Below are 20832 nucleotides of genomic sequence, written 5' to 3' on the forward strand. Positions count from 1 at the left end.
TCTCACTTTCGGTGAGATACGCTTTTTTCTGTGCTAAAACAGTTTATTGTCCCTATTTTAAAATCCATTTAAAAAAGGATTTGTCTCCATTTCTGCACCTACCGTTGTATAATTACCGTGTCCAGGATAGATAATAGTATCCTCAGGTAATGTCAACAGTTTATGATGGATAGATTCCAATAAAATTTTGGTTGATCCACCTAATAGATCTGTACGTCCTACACCTTGTTCAAATAACGTATCTCCCACGATGGCAAAACCGTCATTTTCAAAGATATAAGAAATACTCCCCGGTGAATGCCCAGGTGTAAAAACAGCTTGAAACACAAAATTACTTATTTCAATTTGCTGCTCTTTTTTGATGATTGTATCTTGCGCTGGTGCGGCTACCCTATAATCTGGTAATGCAGGATATTTACTAGAGCCATTCTTCGTTGGATCTGCTAGCCAACTAACTTCCTTTTCATGAATCCATACAGGAACGTCAAATACCTCACGCACTGCATCTACTGCCCCTATATGATCAAAATGGGCATGTGTTAAAAAGATAGCAAGAGGTTTTAAGCCGTTGCTACGGATTGTTTTAATTAGACGCTCCGCCTCTTCACCTGGATCAAATACGATACATTCTTTTTCTTTATTCGATACGATATAGCAATTCGTTTGGACGGGACCAAGAGAATAACTTCGTACGTTCATCATAGTTATCACCTCAACTTCCTATTATACAGGCTTTGCCACAATTTGACGATAAATGTTCATAGTTTACAGTATTTTAGTCCTCGACAAAAACAAGTAGAACGTTTACAATTAAGGAGGAATATTGTTTGCGACATTCATTTTCTGATGTCGAAAGGAGTGTCTATTTTTAATGAACTTATTAATGGTTATTTTTGGTCTAGTAGCGATTTTAGCTGTATTTGGTACATTCCAAGCAATTAAAGAAAAGAACCTATTAAGCGTTGTTTTCAACTTATTAAGTGCTGCTGTATTCGGATGGTTCGTCATCATGACGATTGTTCACAGCGGTTACCCACCAAAATTACACTAAAATTCAGACAAAAAAAGAGCAGTCTCTTCGGAGATTGCTCTTTTTTTGTCTATTATTACTTATTGAATTGAAGAAACCGCTTCTTGCCGATTTGTAGAACATCATTATTCATTAATACTTGTGATATGTCATCCATCGCCATTTTTTCTCCATTCAAGGATACTCCTTTTTGCTTGATTACCCTCAAAAACTCACTCTTACTTTGAATAAAACCCATTGCCACTAGTTGTGGAATGATATCCACGATTCTTTCCTTATCAATTTCTAAGAGCAGTATAGGAATGTTTTTCGGTATTTCCTTTTTTTGAAATGCTGCTTCAAAATAAGCTTTTGCTTCCTCCACTGCTGTAGATCCATGGTATAAAGCCGTTATAATTTCTGCTAATAGGAATTTCAAATCGCGGGGATTCTCTCCCTTTTGTAGTCTATCTTGAATAGCCTGTACGTGTAGTGGATGCTCATCTGTTGCTAATTCGAAATATTTGATAATTAAAGTATCTGGTACTTCCATCACCTTTTTAAACATAATCTCAGGTGCTTCATTGATGCCAATATAATTACCTAAACTCTTACTCATTTTTTCAATACCATCTAACCCCTCTAGTAAGGGCATAAAAATAGCAATTTGTTTTTCTAATCCTCGATGCTTTTGTAAGGTGCGTCCCATTAAAATATTGAACGTCTGATCCGTTCCACCTAACTCTATATCTGCCTCAAGTTCTACTGAATCATATGCTTGCATAAGCGGGTAGAAAAACTCATGTATACCAATTGGGATGTGCTGTTGGTAACGTTTCTGAAAATCTTCGCGCTCTAGAAGTCGAGCAACAGATGTTGTGGCTGCTAGCTTGATGACTTCTTCAAAGGACAGCTTCGCTAACCATTCACTATTAAAACGAACCGTTGTCTTGTTCGGATCTAGTACTTTAAAAATTTGCTCACAATAAGTTTGGGCGTTTTTCTTCACTATATCGTCATTTAAGGCTGTTCGCCCCTTAGCTTTACCTGTAGGATCGCCAATTCGTCCTGTAAAATCACCGATAACAATCACTGCATGATGGCCTAAATCTTGCATTTGCTTGATTTTCCGTAGAACAACCGCATGACCTAAATGAATATCTGGTGCGGACGGATCGAGCCCTAGCTTAATCGTTAAAGGTCGCTGTTCTTTATACGATCGCTCTAATTTTTTAAGTAAATCCTGTTCATCAACAATCTTGCTAGCACCTTTCTTGATAATCGCTATTTGCTCCTTTGGTGTAAAAAACATACGAAACATCTCCTTGTAATATTAAATATTAATATTGCAAGTTCTATAAGAGTATATGGGGTACCGATTTTGTTGACAAGGCCTTAATCACTTTACACGTTTTGGCTTAGAAGGCATAAAAAAAACGCCTTTAGGAAATTCCTAAAGGACGTAGATAAACGTGTTACCACCTTTTTTCGAGAGCTATTCACATAGCTCTCCTCAACAAGTACAGCCATAGCGATACTTTTGCAATGATTACGGATGCAACCCCGTCGTAGCCTACTATAGTTTCGGTACGCAGCTCCAAGATGTATTCACTTTAATATCCCCTTGCGCCTCTCAACAACCGGCTACTCTCTGTCAGTTCCATTAAAGTTACTCGTTCTTTTCGATGCCTTTCACTCTTATACTCCGAAATGCGAAAAACAAATCTTCGTTATGCAGATATTTACACTTATTATAATCGTATCTTGCTATTTGTCAATAAAAAGAAATGTTCAATAAAGTGTATTCACGTTGCATAGTGTTGTAAAACATTGCGAAAGATGTTTTCGTTAGCATAGGCTTCACAAAAATTTTATGAATGGATGCTTGAGACTCATTCCTTTTTATCAGCAATATAAAAAGAGAGATCCCCTATACGAGATCTCTCTTTGATTATTTAACTGAATCCTGCTTTAAATTACCTGTTTTTTCGTCATAGAAGCGAAGTAAGTCTCCATTAATGATGGCATCAGAATTTTCTAGCTCCATTGTAGCACGATCAGCATAAGACTGACATGGCTCACCATCTATTTCTTCGCCAGTTGCTTTGTCATAGCAAGCTTCACCAGCATAGACGTATTTATCTGTAATAAAACGTCCATCACGGAAGACTACAAAGTCCTCATGCTCTGGAGAGAATAAATCTGCACCCATTTGCATATCTTTTGACGTTTCAACGCCAAGAAGGTGTAAGATCGTTGGACGTAAATCCATTTGTCCTGAAATCTCAGCCATTTCTTTTCCATCGCCAGCTCCTGGGATATGGATGAATAAAGGTACTTCTTGAAGCATTGCATTATCCATTGGTGTAATTTGATCTTTTCCTAAATATTGCGCCATTGCTTTATTATGGTTCTCAGAAATACCATAGTGATCCCCATACATCACAATAATAGAATTATCATAGACACCTTGATCTTTTAACTGTTGGAAGAAGTCTTTTAAAGCCTCATCCATGTAACGTACTGTTTGGAAGTAACGATTTAATGTACCTGAATTTGAATCATATTCAGGAATCATAATATCTTCTGGATCCAATGTAAATGGATAATGGTTCGTTAAAGTAATCAGTCTAGAGTAGAATGGCTGAGGCATATCTTTCATTAAAGCAGCTGATTGCTCTAAGAATGGAACATCTTTCATTCCCCAGTTTACAGCTTGCCCCTCTTCCACAGTATATGAATCTATATCGTAGAATTTATTAATTTTTAACGATTGATACATCATGTCACGATTCCAGAATGATTTATTATTAGGGTGCATGACATTTGTAAAGTATCCATTTTCTCCAAGGCGTTCAGCCATTGAATTATACGTATTTCCACCATGCGTGAAGAATACAGCACCTCGACCTAAACCAAACAATGAGTTTTCAACAATAAACTCCGAGTCAGATGTTTTTCCTAAACCTGTTTGGTGATAGAAGTTACTGAAATAATACGTATCTTTATCCTTTGTTAAAGAGTTTAAGAATGGCGTAATTTCATGACCATTCATGTCATTATTAATGACAAAGTTTTGTAATGACTCCATCGATACCACAATCAGGTTACGACCTTTATATTTCCCAAACATCTCTGGATTTACAGCAGCCTGATTAGAACGTATATAGTTGTTCACTTCTACTAGTTCACTACCATCAGCTAACGCACGTTGTGCAGATGATTTAGATTGAATATAAATGTCATACAAGTGGTAATTGTACGTACCAATGTTTTTTACTAATAATTCGCGGTCAAAACTACGTGTTAGTAATTGTGGACGCTCAGTTTCTGCTAATCCTAAATTTAAGAATGTCATTGCTATTGCAAGCACAAAGAATGCACGACGGAATTCAATATTCACTTTAAATGCATCTTTCATTTTTGGTAAAAATTTATTCGCTAAGATTAAGATCACGACATCAACGAAATATAATACATCCCAAGGCTCAACAATGGCTGCTACTGATGTTCCTAAGTCACTAAAGTTACTTGTTTGGAATAATACTGGTAGCGTAATAAAATCATTGTAGAATCGATAGAACGCTACATTTCCGTATAAAACAATGGACAAAATAACGCTGACCGTAATCAAATAACGATTTCTAGCTTTTGCTGATTTAAAGAATAGTGATAAACCATACGTAAATAGCAAGAAGCTTAATGGATTAATAAATAAAATAAACTGTTGCATTGCATTTTCAATTTTCATTTCAAAGCTTGTGTGGTAAACAATGACCGTTTTGATCCAAGTTGCTATAATTGCTAGTATCATAAATGAATGTTTAGGCCACTTTATTGATTTCATTCCTAACATCCTCCCTACTTCCTTACAAAAAAATAATAATTTTTTACATTTTGTTACGGAAACAAAATATATCTTAATCCTTTTTTAACAGATAATCAACACATATCTTGTGGAAAATTTTTTCACCCTGCTCTTTCTATGCACCAGATATCTATATATACGTTTTGCATTGTAAAAAGTTTCATAAAAACATAAAAACAGCGGAAACCCACTGTTTTTAAGAATATTACATACATGTTACATTAATTTTACAATACCCAATTACATTATATTTCAAACATTACTTTTTATGCTCTTCCATACGAAGTCTTGTTGTTTCTTGTCGAATAAGCAGTAGGGCCATCTGATAATCTTTTATGTCTAGTACATTCGCTTTATAGAGCTCACGTATTTCATCCTCCATCAGCATTAAATCGCCAATAGGATCACGTGTATAAATATAGGTACCATATGTTTTCAAGAGTTCATAAATATCTAGCATTTTATCCATTTTCGTTCGCTCCTCGTTGTGCAACACAGTCAATACGTTTTGTGGGCGTCACAATGATATCTACTGGGCAATCATGTGCTTCAGTAGGAACACAATCAATGATTTGCTCATCAAAGAGCAGCGACATCAGCTTACCCTTCTTATAGTTTAATACATAGCGGTCATAATAACCACCGCCATAGCCGATTCGATAACCGTATGGATCAAAAACAACGCCTGGTACAACAATGATATCCATCTCATTTGCGTCAACAAACTCACTTTTTGCTGGAATGGGCTCACGCAAATGCATATATACAGTTTCAAGCTGTGCAAATGATTCAATGGCAAAAAACGACATTTCTCTTGTTTTCGGGTGACATTTAGGAACTGCGACCTTTTTACCTAGTTTCCATAATTCCTCAATTATAAGAATTGTGTCGACTTCTGGCTTATTTGAAATGGTCATGCCAATTGTATTTGCTTCTATTATATATGGTTCCTGTAGCACCTTTTTTAAAACAGCTAATGATTGACGATGATAGTCCTCATCCGTCATAGTTGCAAGAGCTTGGCGTACCGTGTTTCGTAAAGTTGTTTTATCCATCTAGGCTACCTCCTATATCGTAAAACTTCATATCCTCCTGGAATTGTTACATTGAATGATGTGATAAAATGTAGAAAGCCAAAACCACTTGTGGTTTTGGCTTAATGAGCGATTACTTAGTTTCACGGTGAAGAGTGTATTTCTTCTCGCGAGAGCAATATTTTTTAAGTTCAAGACGCTCTGGATTGTTACGCTTGTTCTTTTTAGAAATGTAGTTACGTTCGCCGCAATCTGTGCAAGCTAAAGTAATATTTACGCGCATCATTAACCCTCCCACTCTATATCAAGAATTTAAATTTGAGCATGATTTATACGACTAACCTATTATAACATAAACTGAAAAAAAATCTACCTTCATTTCATATTAAGTTTGCATATGGTAAAATATCTTATAATTACATACTACATTGAGGTGAAGCTATTGGATTTATCCATCGTATTAATGAGTATCGGCATTTTTCTGATCATCGTTTCGTTCTTTTTCAAAAATAGCTCGAAAAAAATCGAACAAGATGTCGAAGAATTATCTATCTCCATCTTCCAAGAAACGAATAATTTAAAGCGTCGTCTAAAGATTGTGGAGGAAGAACTTTTACTAGAGCCTGAGTTCCAAGTGAAATCAAAATCAAGTATCCCTCCAAAAGGCCAAGATTCTAAAGTGCATCAAGTCATGCAGGCTGTTCAACAGGCTGCACAGGGGGCAAAAGTTGGACAAACAACAGCACAAGCAAAACCGATTCATCAAATTATTATTAGTCAGGTACTTGAATTAAATAAACAGGGTCTTTCTATAGCAGATATTAGTATTCGCTCAAATTTAACAGAAGAGCAAGTTCGGCAAGTGATTGCAAACGGGGGGCGTTGATTGATGAATATGTCTGCCATTCGCGCATTTGGTATAGCCATTTTTCTTGTTGGGGCATTGCTTGCACTCGCAAACCACTTCGATGTAAATATTGGTCTTCCTACCAAGGAATTTTCCAATCAACAACAGGTAAAAGAACTACAAAACAAATTAAGTAAGGCCAATCAAGAAATTGCCTCGTTAAAGGATCAATTAAAGCAAGTACATACGACTGAAAAAACTTCGACAACAGATGCATCTGAACAAGCTGATGAAGAAGCGGATACAGATGTTACAACGATGTCTCTGCAAATCTATAGTGGTATCACACCGTATAGTGTGGCACAAAAACTTGAAGACGGTGGCATTATTACCAATAGTGTTGAAATGGAGTTACTACTCGCTAACCCTAAATATGCTAGAAGCTTACAAATCGGCTCCTATGAGGTCAATTCTTCCATGACTTTAGAAGAAATAGCTAATTTAATTACAGGCAAGAAACAATAACATAAAAAGCTGTCGCCCATTCAGATATGAGGCGACAGCTTTTTTATTACGCTAAACTTTCTAGAAAGGCTTGCATCATCATACTGCCTTCTTTTGTGCCAATTGATTCGGGATGAAACTGCAGCCCATAAAGAGGATATTCTTTATGTTGGATGGCCATAATCTCTCCGTCATCCCCCGCTGTTGCGAGTATCTTAAAATCCATGTGTAAAGTTTGTTCTTCAATAATAAGTGAATGATAGCGCATAACCTCGATATCTCCATCTAATTTGGCAAATAAACCCGTTTGCTCGTATTGTAATGGGGACAGCTTTCCGTGCATAATGTTTTTGGCCTGCACAATATTTGCGCCAAAAGCCAGCCCTATCGATTGGTGCCCAAGACAAATACCTAAAATAGGGAATTTTTGATAGAGTTCCTTGATGACCTCTATCGTTATCCCTGCTTCATTTGGCGTTCCTGGCCCTGGTGATAAAATGATGGCTTCTGGCGATAGTTTTTGAATTTCTTCTATAGTAATGGCATCATTTCGTACAACCTTGACGCTTTTTCCAAGCATACTGATTTGTTGAAATAAATTATAGGTAAAAGAATCGTAGTTATCTATTATTAAAATCATTTTTTTACCTCCAATAGGGCACGTGCCTTATTCAGTGTTTCTTCATATTCTGACAATGGAATCGAATCATAAACAATACCTGCTCCTGCCTGTACATGTGCCTTTTGATCCTTAATGAGCATCGTGCGAATCGCGAGGGCCAAGTCCATATCACCAGTTGTCGAAATGTAGCCTACTGCTCCCGCATATACCCCACGCTTTACTGGTTCTAATTCATTAATCAGTTGCATGGCCCGAATTTTTGGCGCCCCTGACACTGTGCCAGCAGGTAAACAAGCACGAAGTACATCCAGAACATGGAGGTCATCTCGCAATTCGGCAATCACCTCAGATACCATATGCATCACATATTTATAGCGCTCTATTTTCATATATTTAGTTAGCTTGACGGAACCGACTTTTGCAATACGACCAAGATCATTGCGACCTAAATCCACTAACATACGGTGTTCAGCTATTTCCTTGCTATCCTCTAATAGCGCATTTGCGATTGCTTCATCCTGTTCTATTGTCATGCCACGCGGCTTTGTACCTGCTATTGGGTTGGTTGTCACTTTTCGATTTTTTACCTTTACAAGACTTTCAGGAGATGTTCCTAAAATAACATAGTCACCATAATCCATATAAAACATATAGGGTGACGGGTTAGACGTGCGCAATTGACGATAGAGCGAAAATGGCGAACCTGTAAACGGCGCAGAAAAACGTTGCGATAACACAATTTGGAAAATATCACCTCTCAAAATATGCTGCTTAGCACGTTCCACCAAAGCAACAAATCGTTCCTTTGAAATCATAGGCTTAAACTGTAGCTCATCCACCTTTAATGCCTCAAAGGTCGTACCTGCACAAAGCTGTTGCTCCATCGTTGTAATAGCAGCTTCCATCTCCTCTAATGAACGCCCATCCTGAAATAGATCAATCGAAGCTAGTGTAATTTCCTGTGTTAGATGATCAAAAACAATAAATGTATCATAGAAAAAAACATGAACATCAGGCATAGCTAAATCATCCTGTAAATAGTCCCCTATTTTTTCTGTGTAAAATGCTGTTTCATAGCCAAAGACACCTATCGCTCCTCCAAAGAAAGCAAAAGGATAGCTTTCTTCATGAAAGGGTATTAGTTCTTTTAATCGATCAAGCACATTGCCCCTAGCCTTGTCATTTTCTGCTCCTTTTGAAAACACGAATTCTTCATTGTTTCCTTTTAGTTCAGCCACTGGATTGATGGCGATAAAGGAATATCGCCCACTTTCCTCATGTTTCGCTGAGGATTCGAACAACATTTTATGCTGCCCTTTCAGTGATTGATACACAGAGATCGGGGTCATCATATCCCCCTGTAATACTTTCATAGCATACTTTCTAAGCTCAACTGTCATACTCTTCTCTCCTTCTCTAAGCTCTTCTCATCTACACCTCATCTATCTTTAGCAGCAGAAATCTGCTAAAGGCTTTCTCTTCATTCAGCTAAAACATTTGCCGTCTAAAGAAAAAAATATAAAAAGGCCTTTCCATCACAAAAGGACGGAAAAGCCGTGGTGCCACCTTCATTGGTCTCCTGATAGGAAAACCCTCTCTAAGCCCTGTAACGTAGGCATCCGCTAATCCGTACTTTTTTCAGGATTAGAGCTCCAAAGTCCATTCACTAAACATTTGTACTAGTTTTCACCAACCACTAGCTCTCTATAACAAATTGTACTAGCTACTACTCTTCATCAAAGCTGATTTCTTGGTAATATTGTAAAGCAAACTATCTTACAATTCAATTTATTTTTTATTTCGCAGACTTTCTTCTTCAGGATGGCTAGCTAATGTAATCGATAGCTCCTCCATTATTTGACGAATCGCAAATAAAATATCCTGCCGCACTTCCAGCATAACAGCAGTATCATTTGTGGCAACAAAGAATCGAACAAGCACGCGATACGAATCATGATGAAATTCATCTATAAATACATGAATCATGTCTTTCTCTGTTTTAGCATGTAAATAAATTTCCTTATGAATGGCCGTTAAAGCGCTACGTATGTCTTCCTCATCATTATCAGCAGCGATATATAAAAATTGCTCACACTTCCGTTTTTCTCGTTTAGATAAATTATAAAGAGGACGATTCACTAAATAGGAGTTCGGCACATACACAAGTCCTTTATCGCCTGTTTGAATTAACGTACTTCTTAAATTGATATCCTCAATCGTTCCTTCAATTTTTTGATCCTCTGTCGCAATCCAATCTCCTATTTGGAATGGATTATCTAAAGCTACGGACATGCCACCAAATACATGCGCTAGTGTATCGCGAATCCCAAAGGCAATCGCCACACCCGTTAAGCCGATTCCAGTTAAAAAGCCATTCAGATTAAAATCCCAAAAGGAAGCAATCGTAAACATAGCAAAAATCATGATAAGTACTTTACCGATTCGTAGAAAAAACGGTAATAAAACATTCTGATCCTCTTCGCTCGTTAATTCAAATGGTTGTTTCGTATAAAAATTCAAAACATCATAAATCCCTTTAAAAGCAAGAAACACCATAATAGACAATACAAAATTCTTTGTTGATGGATGTGTAAATAAAGGGACTTTTATTAAATAAGATAAGCTTAGCACAATGACCGTCGTCATAAAGGCATAGCCAATTGCTTTACTAAATTGAGCCAGTACATTTGCTTGGAAATTGCGCTGACGATCTTTTAAAAATAGCACAACACGATGAATAATTTTTTTGATGATGAATCGTTGAATAAGCCACCCTACTAAACAAATAATGACAGCAATTAAGCCATCTAGCCAGGTTGGGACTGTAAATTTAGGTAATAACCAATGTAATGAATCCATGTATTTCTCCTTTATAACTACCTATGTATCGCCAGCAAAAAGGAGCCGACCTTCAGTAATGGTTAGCCCCGTTCTTGTTATTGTATGGCATCATCTGCAAAAAAAGCCCTACTAGCAAACCAAAATTGCTGTTTATTAAAGTTATGTTCATGCATGGCAATTACCGAAAATTCAGCATGATATTTTTGCTTCATTTCCTTTAGCATCATTTTTGCTTGCTTGCCAACGAGATGCTGCCCATCAATAGGTGCTCCTTCTGTAAAAATAATGACATCTGCTTCTGTACCTAATTGATTTTCCTGTAGCAATGCTTTCACAAATTGTAAAACAGGTAAAATGGCTGCCTCTCCCTTTGCCTTATATTCGATAAAACTTTTAAAATCAGCTAAATTTAAATGACCATTTTCAAAGCGGTAGTGGACATGAATTTGCCGATCATACGGTACAATGTATAAATCACGGCCTTCTCGATGTGCACTCATAAATAACGCTAAAATCATACTTTTACAAATCTCAGAATAAGCGGCCATTCCTGTCGTTTGTTCTAAACAAATAATCATCGGGCCAGGGTCTTGTTGATAATCATGAAAGGGTACATAGTAAATATTGCCGCTTTTCGTTGTCTGTTGCTTCAGCTTTTGACGTCTAAGCTCTAACCATTTTCGTTCATAATACTGGCGTTGCTCTTTGCCATTTGCTAAGCGTTCTGCCTTCTCAATAGCAGGAATATTCTCTTGGATTTCATGCATGATATCCGTCAATTCCAGAGCAAATGCTGCCATATTTCGTAATGGCTCACTCTTGAAAAAATAATCGATAAAATAATGTTGTTCCCCTTCACTTAACTCCTCTATATGTAGGTTTTCATAGAGAAAACGTAAATAGTCAAGTTGTTCTATTGTCAACTGCTTGTCAAATTGCTTGATGAGGGATTCAATTGCATCTTTCATATAGCAGCACCTCCTAAGCACCACATTTTTTGGATAATGTCTATAGTATAACCAAAAAAAATTTTTGACAATACAAAAACGCTTGCTATAAAGACGCTACAGCCAAAGACAATGTTGCTGCTTCAGGAGATTTTTTTCTGCAAATGAAAAAAAGAGCTAAAACGCAGCTCTTCTTTCTTAATTATTTAATTCATAATGTTTGCCTTTTACTAAGTAAAATAGATGTTCAGCAATATTTGTAGCATGATCAGCAGAACGCTCTAAATAGCGGCAAATAAATGTTAGGTGCGTAATCTGTGAAATATGGGAGGGGTTTTCTACCCCAGCACGGAGTAAAAGGGTGATCGTTGCCCCGTATAAATCGTCCACGTAATCATCTAACTCTGCAATCTCTTTAGCGCGTACCGTATCTTCCTCAGTAAAGGCCTTCATGATGCTCTCTAGCATTTCTACTGTTTTATTGCACATGGTTTGGAGATTTGTTATTGGGAATATCATTGGCTCCTTACCAATTCGAATTGCTTCTTTAGCTATATTAACCGCATAGTCCCCTACTCTTTCCATATCTGAAGCTGCCTTTACGAGAACCATGAGACGGCGTAAATCTGTTGCTACTGGTTGTTGCTTGGCAATCATTAGGATCACATGGTCATTAATTTCTTCTTCAAGGCGATTAATGATTAAATCGTCCTCCAAAATTTTCAAAGACTTTTCTAAATCCTGCTCTACCAATGCTTCAAAAGCTGTTTTTAATGCAAGGATACTGCTATTGGCAATGGCAAGAAATTGCCCCTGTACCTCTTTTAACTCTTGTTCAAAACGTTCACGTACGATCATTCATTGCTCCTCCTTAGCCGAAACGTCCCGAAATATAGTCTTCTGTACGTTGATCTGCTGGTGTTTGGAAAATAACATCCGTTTTATCGTATTCGACAACCTCTCCACTTAGGAAGAATGCTGTACGATCAGAAATACGTGCCGCTTGCTGCATATTATGTGTCACGATGACAATGGAATAATCCTTTTTCAGTTCTTGGACCAGCTCTTCCACTTTCAACGTAGAAATCGGGTCCAAGGCAGATGTTGGCTCATCCATTAAGATGACATCAGGCTCAATCGCTAAGCAACGTGCAATACAAATACGTTGTTGCTGACCACCTGATAATCCGTAGGCATTTTGATTCAAACGGTCTTTTACCTCGTCCCAAATGGCTGCCCCTCTTAATGATTTCTCCACAATTTCATCGAGAATTTTTTTATTTTTAATGCCATGAATTCTTGGTCCATAGGCAATGTTATCATAAATAGATTTTGGAAACGGGTTTGGCTTTTGGAATACCATACCTACACGTGTTCTTAATTCCTCTACCGTATAGTTTTTATCTAAAATATTTCGCTCACGATATAAAATTTCTCCTGATGTACGTACGATTGGTACAAGTTCAACCATGCGGTTTAATGTTTTTAGATACGTAGATTTCCCACAGCCAGATGGTCCAATAATAGCCGTTACTTCATTTTCATAGATGCTTAAATTAACATCTTTTAAACCATGATGATCACCATACCATAAGTTTAAATCGCGTGTATCATAGACAATATTTTTCGCCACATCTGCTACAGACTTAGTCGTTGCCTGATTCCGTTTGACAATTGTTTTTTCCTCTTTAAAATCTACTACCATAAGGTCACCTCATTAATAACGTTTTTGGAATTTATTTCGGATATAGATGGCGATCGAATTCATTAATAGCAGCACTGTCATAAGCACTAAAATACCTGCTGCTGCTACATACTGAAAGGCTTCTTGTGGTCGTTTTGCCCAATCATAGATTTGCATTGGTAATGCTGTAAATTGACTCAGCAAGCCATTCGGTAAAAACTGCAGGATAACTGGAATTCCAATTACAACTAGTGGAGCTGTTTCTCCAATGGCACGAGATAAGGCTAAAATACTTCCTGTTAAAATACCTGGGATGGCAGCTGGCAATACAACACGCAAAATCGTTTGCCATTTCGTTGCACCCATGCCATATGAAGCTTCACGTTGTTCGTTTGGCACTGCACGAATAGCCTCTTGAGCCGCTACAATGATAACAGGTAAAATTAACAAACTCATTGTAAAGCCAGCAGCTAAAATACTTTTTCCTAGACCCATCATACGTACAAAAATAGTTAATCCAAGTAATCCAAAAACAATGGAAGGAACACCTGCTAGATTCGATATATTCATGCGAATAAAGTCATTGATTTTATTTTTCTTGGCATACTCCTCTAAATAAATCGCAGTACCAACTCCTAAAATAATTGATACTGGTGCTACAACTGCCATTAACCAAAGCGAACCGATTAAAGCAGCTTTGATACCTGCCTTATCCGCAAATCGTGAGGCAAAATTCGTCAAGAAATCGATATTTAAGTAATCAATCCCCTGTGTCACAATGCGGTACAGTAAAATAGCTAAAGCAACAAGTGCAAACGTAGTAGCTAAGAAAAAGAGCGTTTTCCAAACTTTATTTGCTGTAATACGCTTTGTCATTCGTTTCATGACGACCGTGTCATCCATATAGCGCATGCTAGTAAACCTCCCTGAAGCGTTTCGAAATATAGTGAGCAAGTAAATTCATTACTAGAGTAAAGATAAATAGTGTGAATCCTACTGAATAAATTGAGTAATAAATGGTTGTACCATAACCCGCATCACCAGTTGAAACCTGTACAATGTATGCAGTCATTGTTTGAATAGAGTCTGTTACATTAAGGTCAAATTTCGGTGTTGAACCACCTGCAAGCGATACAATCATTGTTTCTCCAATTGCCCGGGAAATAGCTAACACAACAGAAGCGATAATCCCTGAAAGCGCAGCGGGTAATACTACTTTGATTGCTACTTCAAATTTCGTCGCACCTAGAGCTAAGGCTCCTTCACGCATACTATTTGGTACAGAGGACATGGCATCTTCTGAAAGAGATGTAATCATTGGTAAAATCATAATCCCTACAACAATACCAGGACTTAATGCATTAAAAAGTTTTAGTCCAGGTACAATTTCTTGTAAAACTGGAGTGACAAATGTTAAAGCGAAGAAGCCATAAACAATTGTTGGCACACCTGCTAATACCTCTAAAATAGGTTTCACTGTTCGTCGTGTTTTCTCACTTGCATATTCACTTAAATAGATAGCTGAAGCAATTCCAAATGGTACAGCTACTACAACTGCAATAAGTGTCACTTTTAATGTACCAGCGATTAATGGCAGAATCCCAAATAACGGTTCGTTACCTGAAAACGGTAACCATTTAGTACCGAAAAGGAAATCCGTAATCGACACACGTTTAAAGAATTCAAACGTTTCAAAAATAAGGGTGAAAACAATGCCAAATGTTGTTAATATCGAAATAATAGCTGCAGAAAATAATAGAGCTGGCATGGCTTTTTCCACTATTTTCTTTGTTTTTTGGTTGCGCGAATTTGCAATTAATTGCTGCACAGATGATGTCTTATCTTCCTTTTGAGAAACCATTGGGAGCTCCTTTCAAATAAGTGAGGGAAAGAGCACACATCTCTTTCCCTCTATGCATGTCTTCTTATTTTAAGCCTTCTAAAGTTTTTAAGCCTTCAGTATATTTTTCTTCAGGTAAACGAACATAGCCTACTGCTTCAGCCATATCGCCTGCGTTTTCAAGTGTAAATTTAATGAAGTCGTAAGCTGCTTCATTGTCCTTCATCGCACTATTTTTTACGTATGTGAATAATGGACGTGAAAGTGGTGTATATTCGCCACCTTCAATTGTTTCATTTGTTGGCTCTACGCCATTTACTTTGACAATGTTTAATTTATCTTTATTTTCAAGGTAGTACGCATAACCGAAGAAGCCGATCGCATTTTTATCACCAGCTACACCTTGCACTAGCATATTATCATCCTCTGATAATGTTGCTGAGCTTACTAGATCTGCTCCATCTAAAATCACTTCATCAAAGTAGTCGTATGTGCCTGAATCAGTACCTGGTGAATAGTAAACGATTTTTTCATCTGGCCAAGATGGATCAATATCAGACCACTTTTTCTCTGTCCCATCTTCAACCCAAATTTTTTGTAGTTGTTCTACCGTTAAATCCTTCGCCCAATCATTTTCTGGGTTCACGACTACTGATAAACCGTCATATGCTAAAGCTAGCTCTGTAAAATCAATGCCCGCTTCTTCTAATTTCGCTTTCTCTTCATCTTTTATATTACGAGATGCATTTGAAAAGTCTGTTTCACCTGCGATGAATTTTTCAAAACCACCACCAGTACCAGAAACCCCCACTGATACTTTGACATCTGGTTGTGTACCTGCATACTCTTCAACAACTGCCTCAATGATTGGTGCTACTGTTGATGAGCCATCTCCAGCTACAGACCCTTGTAGCTTTTCATCAGCAGCTTCTTGTCCTGAGCTTGCTGGTGCGTTCGTTTCTGTATTGTTTCCGTTTTGTGCAGAATCGCTACCACATGCACCTAGCATTAATGCAGAACCCATTACCGCTGTCATCGTTAAGTACTTCCACTTTTTCATCTCATTTGCCTCCGTCATGAACTGTTTTATAGTTATTTGTCTTACAATCTTTACTATAATGACTGATTGTTGAAGTCGTATAAACGGTTCGTAAAAGAGATGTAAAGGAATGTAATGCTTTGTAAACGTTTGTAAAGATGAATTTACAATAGAGGAAACTTGCTTCCTATAGGAAAGGTGTTATAATAAGCAATTGTGTCAGGAAATATTTAATTTAATGATAAGGAGAGTTTGACCTTTGTCATGAAACATGCAAAAGTACAAAATGCCGATTATTTTAAAACATATTTATCATTAGTAATGGAACATCGGGACTATACACTTCAAGAGGCGATTGATTTTATGCTAGCTTCTTATTTCTATAACAATATAGAACTTTATGGGGTAAAACCAAGAGAGCAATTTGAATTAGCCATTCAGCAATTATCCGCATAAAGGCACTAAATATCCGAAAGGGGCGTTTTGCTATGCAAACGCCCCTTTCACTACTTAGTTCAGTTGAGATTTCGCTACTGATTGAGTTCATCAGCACTTTTGACAAGTGCCTCTGAATTGCGCACAATGTCAGCTATCGCTATAGTGGATTTTTGAATAAGTGCTGATGTATTTTCCATTCCTGCCTGTTTATCATGAATAGCAATCACCCAACTCGTATCTTAATGCCTTATTATCTCTAGCTATACATGCCCTATTTACTTTAGGATTAGCGGTCGTGATTAGTCTTAAAAAAGTAAAAATAAAACGGATTTGGAAAATAATTTTTCCAAATCCGTTTTGTATTAGCGTATATCCAATACCCTTTAATCCTGCTCATTCTCTCCAATTTTTTCTTCCGTAATTGCTGGTAAAATTGGCTGTTTCACATTACTATCTGTTACTTTTTCAGCTTGATATTTAGCTTTTAATTCAAAATACTTATCTAAAGAACGTCTAGCAATGACATTATTTTGATAGTAGTGTGGAGCTAAGTTTGTATTAACCCATGGGATCACAACTGCATAGGCAATTTCAGGATTTTCATACGGGGCAAAGCCAACATGCGTTAAATTAATCGTATTTGTGCCGTAGTGCTCACGTAACGGACCATAATACACTACCTCTGCTGTCCCTGTTTTCCCTGCTGCTGTATAAGGAGCATCGGCAAATTGTGCTCGTGCTGTACCATGTGAACCAGTATATACACGACGTAGCCCTTGCTTTACATAGTCGATCTCTTCTTTAGGATTATCAATTTGATTCAAAATAGTTGGACCTACTTCAGTTACTAATTGTCCTAATTGCTTGCCATCCTGTGATGGGTCACGAACTTCTTTCACAACATGTGGCTGAATACGATAGCCACCATTGGCAACTGTTGAAATATATTGTGCAAGTTGAAGTGGTGTATACGTATCATACTGACCAATCGCCAAGTCAAGTGTTTTACCACCCATTGTTGGACCTGATGGACCACGCACTCCGCTAAATTCATTTGGTAAATCAATGCCTGTTTTCACACCTAAACCAAATTGCGCATAATTATTACGCATTTTGGAGAACGTATCGTCCTTTAAGCGTAATGGCATACCATAACTATAAGGGGTTCCATTAAGCAGCAACGCAATTTTAAACATATAGGAGTTGGAAGAACGTTCTAATGCCAACAAGTCATTCATCGGAATATATCCAGCCCTGTTAAAAATAGACGTTTTCGGATCCGTGCTAGCTAATTTAATCGGCTCGTCTCCCATTGAAGTCCCCATCGAAATAACGTCCTGATTGTAGCCAGTAAGGACTGTCGCTGCTTTAACTGATGAACCTGCTTCATAAGCCGTTGTAAACGATCCATATGCATAGTCAACGACTTCATTTTTCCCTGTCTCGGGATTCTTTTCTATTTTCTTACCCACCATCGATAAAATGTCGCCTGTATTCGGATCCATCATAATTAGGAAGGCACGGTCTAATAAATAGGAGCCTGGAAGTGCCTTTAAATTAAGCAGTTCTTCTTCTACAATCTTATCCGTTTCAGCCTGCAGCTCACTATCCAATGAAAGGATTAAGTCTTTACCTGGCTCCCCTTCATAGGTTGTGACTGTATCGACTACTTGACCTTTTTTATTGGTAATATTTTTGACGACTGTTTTTTGACCTTGTAGTAATTCTTCATACTGTGCTTCAATATAACTTTCTCCCACACGGTCATTACGTGAGTAGTCACGTGCTAAATAGTAATTGAGCTTCTCTTTTGGTATCCCTTTTGTTGGGACCGTTGTACGACCAAGAATAGATAAAGATGATAATTTAACACGTTTCCAGTCTGTTGTTGTATTAACACCTGGTAGTTCAGTTAAACGCTCAGATACACGAGCAAATTCATCAGCTGATACATTTTCACTTTTAATAATTTGAGGAGATAGATTATAGCCAGATACCATCTCACGATAAATCGCTAATACCTCTAAATCTGCCTCTGTTAATTGTAAAAGTTCTTCGTTTGTTATACGTTCCCGTACCAGTTTATCAATCTCTGCATTAATTTGACTGGTTGTAATATTTTCTTGTGCATTAATTTTTGTTTTTTCTGCCTCTGTGACTTTTTCATAGGCAGCATCGTGATTTTGTAATATCCAGAAATCCTGTTTATCACGCAATGTGACACGCTTTGTTGGCTGTTCTATTAATTGTGCCAGCTTTTTCGCGATATCAAGCATCTCCTCTGATGTGGTCGTTTGCATTTTTGTATAAGTAATGGCATTTTCTGGGTGATTATCCACTAAAATACGGCCATAACGGTCATACATGCGTCCCCTTGGTACACTTGTATTCACAGGTACCTCTTCTTTACGCTCTAAATCACGTACATAATCTTCCCCTTTGACGATTTGCATATAGCCAAGTCTAAAAATTAACATTGAAAATACGATAAATATTGCAAAGAAAAGGATATTCATACGAAATGTTAAGTTAGAATGATGTTTTGCTTTAACACTCGCCGCGCGATTTTTTCCTGGTGCTTTGCGCATATGTATTCCCCTCCTCATCTTCTGATCATTTCAATACACGATACCTAGTATACCATTCGAAGGTATGACAGAAAAGCACGCACTTTCGATTTCTTATGTAAAACATCATTTATTTGACGGTACTTTATGGAGAAAGGTTGCCCTATTTCACGCTCTCCTTATATTTCGTCTTCATTATCCTGCTATTTTCAGATTCTCACCCTTAATTTGCAGTTTTATCCAACAAAAAAAGGCTATGCCCCGTGATTGCTCACTTTAGGCACAGCCAATTATTCGTTATTATTTTGCAGCTTGGAATTTAGCTTCTACTACATCCCAGTTTACTACGTTCCAGAAAGCACCGATGTAATCTGGACGACGGTTTTGGTAGTTTAGGTAGTATGCATGTTCCCATACATCTAAGCCTAAAACTGGCGTTTTCCCTTCCATTACTGGAGAGTCTTGGTTTGGAGTAGACGTAACAGCAACTGAGTCACCATCAACGATTAACCAAGCCCAACCTGAACCAAAGCGAGTTGTAGCAGCTTTAGCAAATTCTTCTTTGAAAGCATCAAAAGAACCGAATTTAGCATCGATTGCTTTTGCTACTTCACCAACTGGTGTATTTGAACCGCCTGGAGCGATTACTTCCCAGAATAATGTATGGTTAGCATGTCCGCCACCGTTGTTGCGTACAGCAGTTTGTTTGTCAGCTGGAAGAGCATCTAGGTTTGCGATTAAGTCGTTAATGTCTTTTTCAGCAAATTCAGTACCTTCTACTGCTGCGTTTAAGTTTGTTACATAAGTATTGTGGTGTTTAGAATGGTGAATTTCCATTGTTTTTGCATCGATATGTGGTTCTAATGCGTCATAAGCGTAAGTTAATTGTGGTAATTCGTAAGCCATTGTTAAGTTCCTCCCTAAAATAAGAAATAATTAGTACATCCTTAGATTATCAAAATTGGTCAAACCATTCAACGAAAAATACTTCAATTTGAAGATTTCAGCCTTTTGACCGAAATACCGATATGTTTACTATCTTACCCTTTACTCACACACACTAAACCTTAAATGTGAGGCATTAAATAGCGATAAAAAATACAATAATCATAACAATTTGAATAACAGCCTTGACAACAGTAGATGTCAAAAAGCCAATTAAAGAACCGACACCACTTTTCACTGCCTCACTAAATGTACGTTTCTCAACGATTAGTTCCGCAATCACAGCCCCTAAAAATGGTCCAATTAAAATCCCTGCCACAGGGATCACAAATGGTCCAATTAATAACCCGATGGTGCTCCCCCACATGCCAGCATTGGAACCACCAAACTTTTTGATACCAAACGCATTTGCCACAGTATCTGCCCCAAATAACAACACGACAAATAGTATTTCAATGACCCAAAACCACCAGCTTAGCTCTGCGAATGAGAAAAATAAGCCATAGAGCAAAAATCCACCAACTAAAAACAGTACTCCGGGAATAATTGGATATACTAAACCAATAAATGAAATAATAAAGCAGGCAATCACTAAGATCCAGCCAACAACTTCCATAAAGATTCTCTCCTTTTAACGTGCATTGCCT

Annotated in this window: 23 protein-coding genes and 2 other annotated features; of the genes, 4 read left to right on the forward strand and 19 right to left on the reverse strand. The window is 37.5% G+C overall.

Annotated features, from left to right (window positions below):
* Positions 1-57: 57 nt before the first annotated feature.
* Positions 58-702, reverse strand: a complete 645-nt coding sequence (locus L6W14_RS14530; protein ID WP_131520608.1) for an MBL fold metallo-hydrolase — start codon at positions 700-702, stop codon at positions 58-60.
* Between the two features lie 169 nt (positions 703-871).
* On the opposite strand from L6W14_RS14530, the gene L6W14_RS14535 reads away from it, so the two are divergent.
* Entirely contained in the window at positions 872-1051 is a 180-nt protein-coding gene (locus L6W14_RS14535) for a DUF2759 domain-containing protein (protein WP_004231029.1), read from the forward strand.
* A 55-nt stretch (positions 1052-1106) separates the two neighbouring features.
* Here L6W14_RS14535 and tyrS read toward each other — a convergent pair whose 3' ends face one another.
* The 5 genes from tyrS to rpmG form a co-directional block, all read right to left on the reverse strand.
* Entirely contained in the window at positions 1107-2321 is a 1215-nt protein-coding gene (tyrS, locus tag L6W14_RS14540) for a tyrosine--tRNA ligase (protein WP_131520607.1), read from the reverse strand.
* A 141-nt stretch (positions 2322-2462) separates the two neighbouring features.
* Positions 2463-2704: a binding site (T-box leader), on the reverse strand.
* Between the two features lie 256 nt (positions 2705-2960).
* Positions 2961-4856 (reverse strand): LTA synthase family protein, encoded by a 1896-nt coding sequence (locus L6W14_RS14545; protein ID WP_237898259.1) that lies wholly within the window; start codon positions 4854-4856, stop codon positions 2961-2963.
* A gap of 280 nt (positions 4857-5136) precedes the next feature.
* Positions 5137-5346: a YqgQ family protein gene (locus tag L6W14_RS14550; RefSeq protein WP_004231021.1), complete on the reverse strand. Its 210-nt coding sequence runs from the start codon at positions 5344-5346 to the stop codon at positions 5137-5139.
* Entirely contained in the window at positions 5339-5932 is a 594-nt protein-coding gene (locus tag L6W14_RS14555; protein WP_131520605.1) for a 5-formyltetrahydrofolate cyclo-ligase, read from the reverse strand. The genes L6W14_RS14550 and L6W14_RS14555 overlap by 8 nt, the downstream gene beginning before the upstream one ends.
* Positions 5933-6044: 112 nt before the next feature.
* The gene (gene rpmG / locus L6W14_RS14560; RefSeq protein ID WP_008408521.1) at positions 6045-6194 is read right to left on the reverse strand and encodes a 50S ribosomal protein L33; all 150 of its coding nucleotides are present in this window, start codon (positions 6192-6194) and stop codon (positions 6045-6047) included.
* A gap of 150 nt (positions 6195-6344) precedes the next feature.
* Between rpmG and L6W14_RS14565 the strand changes: the two genes are divergently transcribed.
* Positions 6345-6797, forward strand: a complete 453-nt coding sequence (locus L6W14_RS14565; RefSeq protein WP_237900987.1) for a hypothetical protein — start codon at positions 6345-6347, stop codon at positions 6795-6797.
* A gap of 3 nt (positions 6798-6800) precedes the next feature.
* On the forward strand, positions 6801-7283 hold the full coding sequence (locus L6W14_RS14570; protein ID WP_131520651.1) for a hypothetical protein: 483 nt from the start codon (positions 6801-6803) through the stop codon (positions 7281-7283).
* A gap of 46 nt (positions 7284-7329) precedes the next feature.
* On the opposite strand, the gene L6W14_RS14575 is transcribed toward L6W14_RS14570, so the two are convergent.
* The 9 genes from L6W14_RS14575 to L6W14_RS14615 form a co-directional block, all read right to left on the reverse strand.
* Positions 7330-7902: an anthranilate synthase component II gene (locus L6W14_RS14575; protein WP_131520603.1), complete on the reverse strand. Its 573-nt coding sequence runs from the start codon at positions 7900-7902 to the stop codon at positions 7330-7332.
* On the reverse strand, positions 7899-9284 hold the full coding sequence (trpE, locus tag L6W14_RS14580) for an anthranilate synthase component I (protein WP_237898260.1): 1386 nt from the start codon (positions 9282-9284) through the stop codon (positions 7899-7901). Before trpE ends, L6W14_RS14575 begins: the two co-directional genes overlap by 4 nt.
* Before the next feature lie 138 nt (positions 9285-9422).
* Positions 9423-9633, reverse strand: a binding site (T-box leader).
* A 39-nt stretch (positions 9634-9672) separates the two neighbouring features.
* Positions 9673-10743, reverse strand: coding sequence for a mechanosensitive ion channel family protein (locus tag L6W14_RS14585; protein WP_131520601.1), 1071 nt, complete (start codon positions 10741-10743; stop codon positions 9673-9675).
* A gap of 77 nt (positions 10744-10820) precedes the next feature.
* The gene (locus L6W14_RS14590; protein WP_237898261.1) at positions 10821-11693 is read right to left on the reverse strand and encodes a vWA domain-containing protein; all 873 of its coding nucleotides are present in this window, start codon (positions 11691-11693) and stop codon (positions 10821-10823) included.
* A gap of 177 nt (positions 11694-11870) precedes the next feature.
* Entirely contained in the window at positions 11871-12530 is a 660-nt protein-coding gene (gene phoU, locus L6W14_RS14595) for a phosphate signaling complex protein PhoU (protein ID WP_048392248.1), read from the reverse strand.
* A gap of 13 nt (positions 12531-12543) precedes the next feature.
* On the reverse strand, positions 12544-13377 hold the full coding sequence (gene pstB, locus L6W14_RS14600; RefSeq protein WP_131520599.1) for a phosphate ABC transporter ATP-binding protein PstB: 834 nt from the start codon (positions 13375-13377) through the stop codon (positions 12544-12546).
* A gap of 12 nt (positions 13378-13389) precedes the next feature.
* Positions 13390-14268: a phosphate ABC transporter permease PstA gene (gene pstA / locus L6W14_RS14605; protein WP_048392246.1), complete on the reverse strand. Its 879-nt coding sequence runs from the start codon at positions 14266-14268 to the stop codon at positions 13390-13392.
* Position 14269: 1 nt separating this feature from the next.
* Positions 14270-15217 carry a phosphate ABC transporter permease subunit PstC gene (gene pstC, locus L6W14_RS14610; protein ID WP_004231004.1) on the reverse strand — a complete coding sequence of 316 codons (948 nt, stop codon included), beginning with the start codon at positions 15215-15217 and terminating at the stop codon, positions 14270-14272.
* Positions 15218-15281: 64 nt separating this feature from the next.
* Complete coding sequence (locus L6W14_RS14615; RefSeq protein WP_131520598.1) at positions 15282-16256, reverse strand: PstS family phosphate ABC transporter substrate-binding protein; 975 nt, start codon at positions 16254-16256, stop codon at positions 15282-15284.
* 243 nt (positions 16257-16499) lie between these two features.
* On the opposite strand from L6W14_RS14615, the gene L6W14_RS14620 reads away from it, so the two are divergent.
* On the forward strand, positions 16500-16691 hold the full coding sequence (locus L6W14_RS14620) for a hypothetical protein (RefSeq protein WP_131520597.1): 192 nt from the start codon (positions 16500-16502) through the stop codon (positions 16689-16691).
* Between the two features lie 74 nt (positions 16692-16765).
* On the opposite strand, the gene L6W14_RS23070 is transcribed toward L6W14_RS14620, so the two are convergent.
* From L6W14_RS23070 to L6W14_RS14635, 4 genes are all read right to left on the reverse strand, one after another.
* Positions 16766-16900, reverse strand: coding sequence for a hypothetical protein (locus L6W14_RS23070; protein ID WP_255501590.1), 135 nt, complete (start codon positions 16898-16900; stop codon positions 16766-16768).
* 156 nt (positions 16901-17056) lie between these two features.
* On the reverse strand, positions 17057-19261 hold the full coding sequence (locus tag L6W14_RS14625) for a peptidoglycan D,D-transpeptidase FtsI family protein (RefSeq protein ID WP_131520596.1): 2205 nt from the start codon (positions 19259-19261) through the stop codon (positions 17057-17059).
* A 279-nt stretch (positions 19262-19540) separates the two neighbouring features.
* Entirely contained in the window at positions 19541-20146 is a 606-nt protein-coding gene (locus L6W14_RS14630; RefSeq protein WP_016995356.1) for a superoxide dismutase, read from the reverse strand.
* A 175-nt stretch (positions 20147-20321) separates the two neighbouring features.
* Entirely contained in the window at positions 20322-20801 is a 480-nt protein-coding gene (locus tag L6W14_RS14635) for a DUF456 domain-containing protein (protein ID WP_004230999.1), read from the reverse strand.
* Positions 20802-20832: the final 31 nt, after the last annotated feature.

Source organism: Lysinibacillus sp. ACHW1.5, assembly GCF_022014815.1.
Lineage (GTDB): Bacteria > Bacillota > Bacilli > Bacillales_A > Planococcaceae > Lysinibacillus > Lysinibacillus capsici.